The sequence below is a fragment of the Streptomyces sp. NPDC051104 genome, assembly GCF_040682835.1.
GTDB lineage: Bacteria > Actinomycetota > Actinomycetes > Streptomycetales > Streptomycetaceae > Streptomyces > Streptomyces cynarae.
In genome coordinates, this window is record NZ_JBFBBS010000009.1 from 131,417 (window position 1) to 140,935 (window position 9,519).

Genomic DNA, 9,519 nt, shown 5'->3' on the forward strand with positions numbered 1-9,519 from the left:
ATTCGCGCCATACTCGTCACTCGATGAGGGACCGAGCAGGATGAGTCAGGATTCCCGCTCGCTCAGGAGGGGGAGCAGTCACTTTCGGGAACTCGGCCGCAAGGCGCCCCCAGAGGGCCGGCAAAGCTGGGAGAGTCGAATTCATGCAGGTCTGGCCTGGAGAGGCGTATCCACTCGGTGCCACCTATGACGGCGCCGGGACCAATTTCGCGGTCTTTTCGGAGGCCGCCGACCGGATCGAGCTGTGTCTGTTGCACGACGACGGCTCGGAGACGGCGATCGAGCTGCGGGAGACGGACGCGTTCGTCCGGCACGCGTATCTGCCGGGGGTGATGCCCGGGCAGCGGTACGGGTTCCGGGTGCACGGTCCGTACGCCCCTGAGCGCGGGCTGCGCTGCAACTCGGCGAAGCTGCTGCTCGACCCGTACGCGCGCGCGATCAGTGGCACGGTGAGGTGGGGCGAGGAGGTGTACGGCTACCCGTTCGGGTCCCCCGACAAGCGCAACGACCTGGACTCGGCGCCCTACACCATGGCGTCCGTGGTGATCAACCCGTACTTCGACTGGGGCGACGACCGAAGGCCGCGCACCGAGTACCACCGTACGGTGATCTACGAGGCCCACGTGAAGGGCCTGACGATGCGCCACCCGGCGCTCCCCGACGAGCTGCGCGGCACGTACGCCGCGCTCGCCCACCCGGCCATCATCGAACATCTGACCGAGCTGGGCGTCACCGCACTGGAACTGATGCCCGTACACCAGTTCGTCAACGACCACCGTCTGGCGGACATGGACCTGAGCAACTACTGGGGCTACAACACGATCGGTTTCTTCGCCCCGCACAACGCGTACGCGTCCTGGGGCGACCGCGGCCAGCAGGTGCTGGAGTTCAAGTCGGCGGTGAAGGCGCTGCACGAGGCCGGTATCGAGGTCATCCTGGACGTCGTCTACAACCACACCGCCGAGGGCAACCACCTGGGCCCGACGTTGTCCTTCCGGGGCATCGACAACCCCTCGTACTACCGGCTGGCGGACGACCCCCGGTACTACATGGACACCACCGGGACCGGCAACTCCCTGCTGATGCGCTCGCCGCACGTCCTGCAGCTGATCATGGACTCGTTGCGCTACTGGGTCACCGAGATGCACGTGGACGGCTTCCGTTTCGACCTGGCGGCCACCCTGGCGCGGCAGTTCCACGAGGTGGACCGGCTGTCGTCGTTCTTCGACCTGGTGCAGCAGGACCCGGTGGTCTCCCAGGTGAAGCTGATCGCCGAGCCGTGGGACGTCGGCGAGGGCGGCTACCAGGTGGGCAACTTCCCGCCCATGTGGACCGAGTGGAACGGCAAGTACCGCGACACCGTGCGCGACCTGTGGCGCGGCGAGCCGCGCACCCTCGCGGAGTTCGCCTCCCGGCTGACCGGCTCCTCGGACCTCTACCAGGACGACGGCCGCCGCCCGCTGGCCTCCATCAACTTCGTGACCTGCCACGACGGCTTCACGCTGCACGACCTGGTCTCGTACAACGAGAAGCACAACGAGGCCAACGGCGAGGACAACCGCGACGGCGAGAGCTTCAACCGGTCCTGGAACTGCGGGGCCGAGGGCGAGACCGACGATCCGGCGGTGCTCGAACTGCGGGGCCGGCAGATGCGGAACTTCATCGCCACGCTGATGCTCTCCCAGGGCGTGCCGATGCTCAGCCACGGCGACGAGTTCGCGCGCACGCAGAAGGGCAACAACAACGCGTACTGCCAGGACAGCGAGCTGTCCTGGGTCCAGTGGCCGGAGGACGGCAGCGATCTGCTGGAGTTCACGCGCGCGATGGTGTGGCTGCGCCGTGACCATCCGGTCTTCCGCCGGCGCCGTTTCTTCCACGGCCGCGCGGTGCAGGGCACGCACGACGAGCTGTCCGACATCGCGTGGTTCACCCCGGAGGGTGAGGAGATGACCCAGCGGGACTGGACGTCGGGGCAGGCGAGCGCGCTGACGGTGTTCCTCAACGGCAACGCGATCTCGGAGCCGGGGCAGCGCGGGGAACGGATCACGGACGACTCGTTCCTGCTGATGTTCAACCCCTCGCCGAAGACGCTGCAGTTCGTGGTGCCGGTCAACCACGGACGCCAGTGGCAGGTGGTCGTCGACACGGCCGTCCCGGAGGGGCTGCCGCCGAGCACCGGTACGAAGATCGAGGCCGGGGGCCGGCTGACCCTGGTGGACCGGAGCCTGGTGGTGCTTCAGCGGCCGGACTAGCCCGTGGTGCGGCCGCGGGGCACGCGCGCGTGGAGGACGTTTTCCGTGGGCGGCCGGGTCGGCGGCGCGTCGATGACACGAAAGGCGGCGGGGCGGGTACGTAGCTTTCCATGACACCTGAGCGTCCCGGCCCGACGGTGCCCACGGCCACGTACCGGCTGCAGTTGCAGCCGCGGTTCCCGTTCGGTGCGGCGGAGACGGCCGTGCCGTACGTGGCCGCCCTCGGCGTCTCGCACCTGCATCTGTCGCCGATCCTCGAGGCCGTCCCGGGCTCGGCGCACGGCTACGACGTCGTCGACCACGCGCGCGTGCGGGACGAGCTCGGCGGCGAGGCGGGGCTGCGCTCCCTGGCGCGCACGGCGCGGGAGCACGGGCTGGGCCTGGTCGTGGACATCGTGCCCAACCACATGGCCGCCTTCCCCCGCCACAACCGGGCCCTGTGGGAGGTGCTGCGCGAGGGCCCGGCGTCGCCGTACGCCCGCTGGTTCGACATCGACTGGGACGCGCAGGGCGGGCAGCTGCTGGTGCCGGTCCTGGGGGGCCGGCTCGGCGAGGTGATCGAGGACCTCAAGGTCGACGGGGACGTGCTTCGCTACCACGAGCACGTCTTCCCGTTGCGCGAGGGCACCGGGAAGCTGCCGCTGCCCCAGCTGATCGACGCCCAGTGGTACCGGCCGGTGTGGTGGCGGCTGGCCCGTACCGACCTGAACTACCGGCGGTTCTTCAGCATCTCCGAGCTGATCGGGGTGCGCGTGGAGGACCCGGAGGTCTTCGCCGCGACCCACGGCACGCTGCTGCGGCTGCTCGACGAGGGCGTCATCGACGGCCTGCGCATCGACCATCCGGACGGACTCGCGGACCCGGAGGTGTATCTGAGCCGGCTCGATACGGCCACCGGCGGGCGCTGGACGGTCGTCGAGAAGATCCTCGCCGACGGCGAGCACCTGCCCACCGCCTGGCCGGTCGCGGGCACCACCGGGTACGACGCCCTGCGGCACGTGGACGGGCTCTTCACGGACCCCGAGGGCGCCGAGGAGCTGCTCGGCCACTACCGGCTCTTCGCGATCCCGCGCGGCGACCGCGGCGGCCAGTGGGCCTCGACGGTGCGGCGCGCCGCCTACGAGGTCGTCACCCACGAGCTGGCGACCGAGGTGGAGCGCCTCACCCGCGTGGCGAGCCGGCTGTGCGCCACGTCCCCGGACCCGGCGCTGCGCGACCACGCGCCCTGGGCGCTGCGCACAGCGCTGCGGGAACTCCTCGTCCGCATGGAGGTGTACCGGCCGTACGCCTCCCAGGACGCCGCCGAGGTGGTCACCGAGGCGGCCGCCGCCGAGGCCCGGGCCGCGTTCACGGTGCCCGAGGAGGCGCACGCGGTGACCGTCGTACGCGACCTGGTGCTGGGGCGGGCCGGCGAGGGGCCCGACCTCGAGGAGTTCCGGGCCCGGTTCGCGCAGACGGCGTCGGCGCTGCGCGCCAAGTCCGTGGAGGACACGGCGTTCTACCGCTACGTGCCGCTGCTGTCGGCGAACGAGGTGGGCGGCGAGCCCGGCGCCCCGGCCGTCGCCCCGGAGGACTTCCACGCGTACTGCGCGCGCGTGCAGCGCGACTGGCCCGTCACCGGGACCGTGCTCTCGACGCACGACACCAAGCGCAGCGCGGACGTGCGGGCGGCGATCGCGGTGCTCACGCAGTGCCCGCAACGCTGGGACGACGTACTGGCCGAGGCGACCCGCGCGGACGGTGACGCGCCCGACCCGCAGCTGGCCTGGGCGGCCTGGCAGACGCTGTTCGGGCTCGGGCAGGCGGACGAGGAGCGCCTGAAGGGGGCGCTGCTCAAGCATGTGCGGGAGGCGGGGCTGCACACCTCGTGGACCGAACAGGACCCGGCCTACGAGGAGGCGGTGGCGGCGTTCGTCTCCGGAGGCCCGTGCGGGGCGCCGGAACGGCTCGTGACGGCCCTGAGGGACGAGCTGGCACCGCACATCCGGGCGAACGCCCTGGGGACCGCGCTGGTCCAGCTGACGATGCCGGGTGTGCCCGACGTCTACCAGGGCACCGAGGGCGAGTACCGGGCCCTGGTCGACCCGGACAACCGGCAGCCGTTCGCACCGCAGCAGACGGCCTCGGACAAGGCGGACCTCACCAGAGCCGCGCTGCTCCTGCGCCGGCGGCGCCCCGAGGTCTTCGGTGCCTCGGCGACGTACGCGCCGCTGGCGGCCGAGGGGCCGGGTGCCGCGCACTGTGTGGCCTTCGTGCGCTCCGGCGAGGTGCTCACGGCGGTCACGCGACTGTCGCTGCGGCTGGCGGAGGCGGGCGGCTGGCACGACACGTCACTCCCACTGCCGCCCGGCCGCTGGGCCGACGCGCTGGCGCCGGAGCGGGAGTACGAGGGGCACACGCGCGTGGCGGACCTGTTCGCTCGGCTGCCGGTGGCGCTGCTGGAGCGGGTCGGCGGGCGGTGACGCCGCGCCCCTGTGCGCCGTCCGAAGCGTTCCTCACCCTCGCGGGGCGCGGGCTGCACCAGCGATGAGCCCGCGCGTCCGCGCGCGCGTGGGGTCGTCAGCTCCTTCCCACGTGCGTGGGGTCGTCAGCTCCTTCCCCACGCTCCTGGGGCATCGGCGACGGCCCCGTGTGTGTGGCGACCGCCCGGCACCGAGCGGGCCGGTGTCTGGTCCGACAGCGCGAACACCGCGCCGGTCTTCGCGGTCAGGTCGCAGCTGTTCGCGAAGGTGCGGGTGTAGTCCACCTTGTGGCCGTTCCACTCGCCGCGCGCGGAGACGGTCACGGGGGCGTAGAGCATCGTGCAGTAGGACTTCTCGGCCGGAATGCGGCGGATGTCCCCCTGCACGGCGGCCAGTTGGTCGCAGGCCTGGGCGGCCCGTGCGTGCCCCTGGGGCGGGTTGCAGATCAGGAGCGTGCCGCGGACGTCCCGGGAACGGGCGTCGCCCTTGGTGACCGTCAGATAGAGCCAGTTCCCGCTGGTGGCCGGCCGGGGCGCGGCCTGGGCCGGTGTCGCGATGAGCAAGGCGGTCGCGGCGAGCAGGGCGCCGCGCAGGGCCAGGATCGTCTTGTTCATTCCCTGTGCATCGGCACCGCGGGCGCCGAACCCCAGTCCTTCTCACCCGAATGGGAGCGTAGGGCCGTGCGCTGCCCGGCGAGTTCGAAGGCGGCGAGCACCACGCGGGCCTGGTACTCGGCCTGGCGCGCCACGGGGATCCAGCGTGCGTCGTAGCCGTCGTGGTAGTCGGCGCACCAGGCGTCGATCAACCGGTCCAGTTCGGGCAGCACGTCGGCCGCCGCGCGCCCGGCGGCCCTGGCGAGCTGGTGCAGCAGTCCCGCGGTGCGCAGCGCGACCCGGCGGCCCGAGATGCCGAGGGCGGTCAGCCGTGCGGTGTCCAGCGGCGGCAGCGGCCGCTGACCGGCGCCGTACAGGTCGGGGTCCCAGGAGTCGGCGAGTCCGGGTCCGACCAGTAAATAGTCGTCCACCGGGGCGAGCAGCCGGGCCGCGTCCGGCACGGCGTCCAGGTGGGGGCGGACGCGGGCCAGCAGGCCCTCCAGAAGGCGCGTGTCGCGGCGCAGCGTGCCGCTGACGGCCCGCAGGACCCCGTCGGGGTCGGCGAGCGGTGAGGGGTCCTCCACGGCCGCCACGCCCCACATGGGCGCCTCCACGACCGCGGTGACGGTGCCGTAGCGGTGAGGGTGGAACCAGGTCGACTCGACCGCGGCCTCCGTGATCGCGGCGGCGAGGTCGCCGCGGCGCGGGGGCGGGATGCGGTACACGGCGGGCCCGAGGAGCGGCCAGTACAGGGTGTCGTACGGGCCGAGTTCGCGCGGGATGCCCAGTCGGGCCGCGGCGTGGGCGAGCCGCTGGGCCATGCCGGGCAGGTCACGGGTCAGTTCGACGAAGCCGCCGCCGACGTCGACGCCGTGCAGGGAGCACTGGAAGAAGGGCCGCAGCTCGTCCTGGAGGTCGAGCAGGGCGCGGGTCTCGGGCAGGGCGGCGTGATCGGCGCCGTCGGGCAGCCACTCGGGCTGTTCGAGGAAGCCGGGTCGGAAGAAGTTACGGAAGTACCGGCCGAGGGTGTACGGGCCGGACAGCCAGCCCTCGTTGCGCCGGGCGCCGTCGGGGTCGATGCACAGCAGCAGGTTCCAGGTGGCGTCGGCGTCCCGGCCCAGCCGGGGGTCGGCCAGCGCCCGTTCGGCCAGGCGCAGGGCGGTGGCGCCGCCGACGGGCTCGTTGGCGTGCGGTCCGGCGACGACGAGGGCGTGGCGGCTGCCGTGGCCGACGGAGAGCAGCCACAGGGGCGTGCCGCCGCGGGACGTGCCCACGCGGCGGAGCCGGGCGTCGCGCGGGTGGCCGGCGGCCAGCGCGGCGGCACGGGCGCCGAGTTCGTCCACGGTCGGGTAGCTGAGGAGGGGCGGCAGGGCACACCTCCCCTATGTGGTGCCGTCGATTCACCTGCTGTACATGGCGTACGCACAGTCAGTCACGGCTGGGCAGGTACGTCAACACCGTCGGAGGTACCGAAGGTCGGGTGGGGGCGGGACGGTACTCCGACGGCGTAACGCGCTCCGCGCGGCAGACCGCGCCCTCGCCCCGCTCCGTGCGGCAGAGCGCGCGCCGTGGCCCCGATCCGGCCCGGCACGCCGGTCCTCGCGGGGAGGGCGCCCTACTCCGACGCCAGGCGGAACGTCATCCTCCCGAAGCCGACCTGGTCGCCCTCGCGGACGACCGCGGCACCGATCACCCGGCGGCCGTTGACGGTCGTGCCGTTCGTGGATCCGAGGTCGCGCAGTATCCACAGGCCGCCCTGGCGACTCAGTTCGGCGTGCACACGGGAGACCGTCTCGTGGCTGAGCCTGAGGCCGCTCGCGGGGTCGCGGCCGATCCGCAGCGGGTAGGGCCGGTCCGGGTGGGGCAGCAGCAGCTTGGGCAGCCGCTCGGCCTGCCAGGCCCGCCGCAGCCGTACGGTGAACCCGGAGACCGCCTCCACGGTCCCGAACACGATCCGCGACCAGCGCTTCTCGGTGGGCAGATCGGCGGTGAGCGCGGCCAGCTCGTGCGGCTGCCGGGCGACCAGGGCCAACTCCATGCGCCGGAGGAACGTGTCGTGCGACAGGCGCCCCAGGGCGACGCCGTCGCGGAGCACCTTCAGCGCCCTGTCGCGTTCGGCGTCCGAGAGCCGCGCGGGGTGCGTGTGGAACTCGAAGGACGACGTCACGGACGTGATTGTCGGTCAGTCGGCCCGGACGTGTCCAGAAGACGCAAAGACGGCCCAGGCCGCCGTCAGGGTCGTTCCGTGTGACGAAAGCGCCGATCGGGCGGCGAAGTGATCGCGTTTGACGCACCATGGACGGGCTACATCACGATGGGCAGACGAGGGGGAACGTCAGTGCGGTTCGAGGTGTGGGCGCCACAGGCCGGCCGGGTCACGCTCCACTGCGGCGGTGCCACGCGCGCGTTGGAGCGCGATCCGGAGCGCGCCGGGTGGTGGGCGGGCGAGGCGGAGGCCGAGGACGGCACGCGTTACGGCTTCGCGCTGGACGACGGCCCCGTGCTGCCCGATCCGCGCTCGCGGCGCCAGCCGGACGGGCCCGACGGGCAGAGCGCGGTGGTCGACCACGGACGGTACGCGTGGCGTGCCGCGTGGCCGGGGCGCGGGCTGCCGGGCGCGGTGCTGTACGAGCTGCACGTGGGCACGTACACCCGTGAGGGCACGCTGGACGCGGCGGCCGAGCGGCTCGAGCACCTGGTGGAACTGGGCGTCTCACACGTCGAGTTGATGCCGCTTTGCCCGTTCCCGGGGCGGCACGGCTGGGGTTACGAGGGTGTCTCGCTGTGGGCGGTGCACGAGCCGTACGGCGGCCCCGCGGCGCTGAAACGGTTCGTCGACCGGGCGCACGAACTCGGCCTCGGCGTCGTTCTGGACGTGGTCCACAACCACCTCGGCCCCTCCGGCAACCACCTCCCCGCCTTCGGCCCGTACTTCACCGACACCCACCACACGCCCTGGGGCTCCGCCGTGAACCTGGACGCGCCCGGCTCGGACGAGGTGCGCGCGTATCTGATCGACAGCGCGCTGGCCTGGCTGCGCGACTACCGGATCGACGGCCTGCGCCTGGACGCGGTGCACGCGCTGCACGACACGCGCGCGATCCACTTCCTGGAGGAGCTGTCGCAGGCGGTGGACGCGCTGGCCGCCGAGGTGGATCGGCCGCTGTTCCTGATCGCCGAGTCGGACCTCGCCGACCCACGGCTCATCACCCCCCGCGCGGAGAACGGCCTCGGCGTCCACGCGCAGTGGAACGACGACTTCCACCACGCGCTGCACACCGCGCTGACCGGCGAGTCGCAGGGCTACTACGAGGACTTCGCCCGCGCGCCCCTCGCGGCCCTCGCCAAGACCCTGACGGCCGGCTTCTTCCACGACGGCACCTACTCGTCCTTCCGGGGCCGGCGGCACGGCCGCCCGCTGGACCGCAGCCGAGTGTCCGCGCACCGCCTGCTCGGCTACTCCCAGACCCACGACCAGGTCGGCAACCGCGCCCAGGGCGACCGGCTCTCGGCGTCCCTCTCCGCCGGCCTCCTTGCGTGCGCGGCGACGCTGGTGCTCACGGCCCCGTTCACACCGATGCTGTTCATGGGCGAGGAGTGGGCCGCGGGCACGCCCTGGCAGTTCTTCACCGACCACACCGATCCCGACCTCGCCGACGCCGTACGACGGGGAAGGCGCCGGGAGTTCGCGGCGCACGGCTGGGCGGAGGAGGACGTGCCCGACCCGCAGGACCCGGCGACCCGGGACCGCTCGTGCCTGGACTGGTCCGAGCCGGAACGCGAGCCCCACGCGCCCGTGCTGGCCTGGTACCGGGAGCTGGTCGCCCTGCGCCGCACACAGCCCGACCTCTCGGACCCCGACCTCGGCGATGTGAAGGTCATCTACGACGAGGACGCGGGCTGGCTCGCCTTCCGCCGCGGGGACGTCCGGGTCGCCGTCAACCTCGCCAAGGAGCCGGCGCGCATCTCCCTGGGCCTCCGCAACGCGCGCGTACTGGCCGCCTGGGAGCCGGTTCAGCCGCCGGACGAGGACGGGGTGGTGACCGTGCCGGGCGAGTCGTGCGTGGTGCTGACGCAGGAGTGAGGTGTCGGCGCACCCGCTCGCGGCGGACGTGCGCGCAAGCGTTTACGCCCGCGTCGACGTGACGGCGCACGCGCACGGCCGCCGGCAGGCGCCGGGCGCGGTGGCGGCCGCGCGGGCGCGGTGGCGGC

Annotated in this window: 6 protein-coding genes; 3 read left to right on the plus strand and 3 right to left on the minus strand. The window is 72.9% G+C overall.

Annotated features, from left to right (window positions below; all coding sequences use genetic code 11):
- Window positions 1-143: 143 nt before the first annotated feature.
- Together glgX and treY are read left to right on the plus strand one after the other, a co-directional pair.
- On the plus strand, window positions 144-2,252 hold the full coding sequence (gene glgX, locus AB0N14_RS16235) for a glycogen debranching protein GlgX (RefSeq protein WP_366026293.1): 2,109 nt from the start codon (window positions 144-146) through the stop codon (window positions 2,250-2,252).
- Between the two features lie 110 nt (window positions 2,253-2,362).
- Complete coding sequence (gene treY, locus AB0N14_RS16240; RefSeq protein WP_366026294.1) at window positions 2,363-4,714, plus strand: malto-oligosyltrehalose synthase; 2,352 nt, start codon at window positions 2,363-2,365, stop codon at window positions 4,712-4,714.
- 125 nt (window positions 4,715-4,839) lie between these two features.
- On the opposite strand, the gene AB0N14_RS16245 is transcribed toward treY, so the two are convergent.
- The 3 genes from AB0N14_RS16245 to AB0N14_RS16255 form a co-directional block, all read right to left on the minus strand.
- On the minus strand, window positions 4,840-5,328 hold the full coding sequence (locus tag AB0N14_RS16245) for an SSI family serine proteinase inhibitor (protein ID WP_366026295.1): 489 nt from the start codon (window positions 5,326-5,328) through the stop codon (window positions 4,840-4,842).
- A complete protein-coding gene (locus AB0N14_RS16250) occupies window positions 5,325-6,650 on the minus strand; it encodes a M14 family zinc carboxypeptidase (RefSeq protein WP_366026296.1) in 1,326 nt (441 codons plus the stop codon). The genes AB0N14_RS16245 and AB0N14_RS16250 overlap by 4 nt, the downstream gene beginning before the upstream one ends.
- Window positions 6,651-6,922: 272 nt before the next feature.
- Complete coding sequence (locus tag AB0N14_RS16255; RefSeq protein ID WP_366026297.1) at window positions 6,923-7,474, minus strand: DUF1707 and FHA domain-containing protein; 552 nt, start codon at window positions 7,472-7,474, stop codon at window positions 6,923-6,925.
- Window positions 7,475-7,645: 171 nt separating this feature from the next.
- Between AB0N14_RS16255 and treZ the strand changes: the two genes are divergently transcribed.
- Window positions 7,646-9,391, plus strand: coding sequence for a malto-oligosyltrehalose trehalohydrolase (gene treZ / locus AB0N14_RS16260; protein ID WP_366026298.1), 1,746 nt, complete (start codon window positions 7,646-7,648; stop codon window positions 9,389-9,391).
- Window positions 9,392-9,519: the final 128 nt, after the last annotated feature.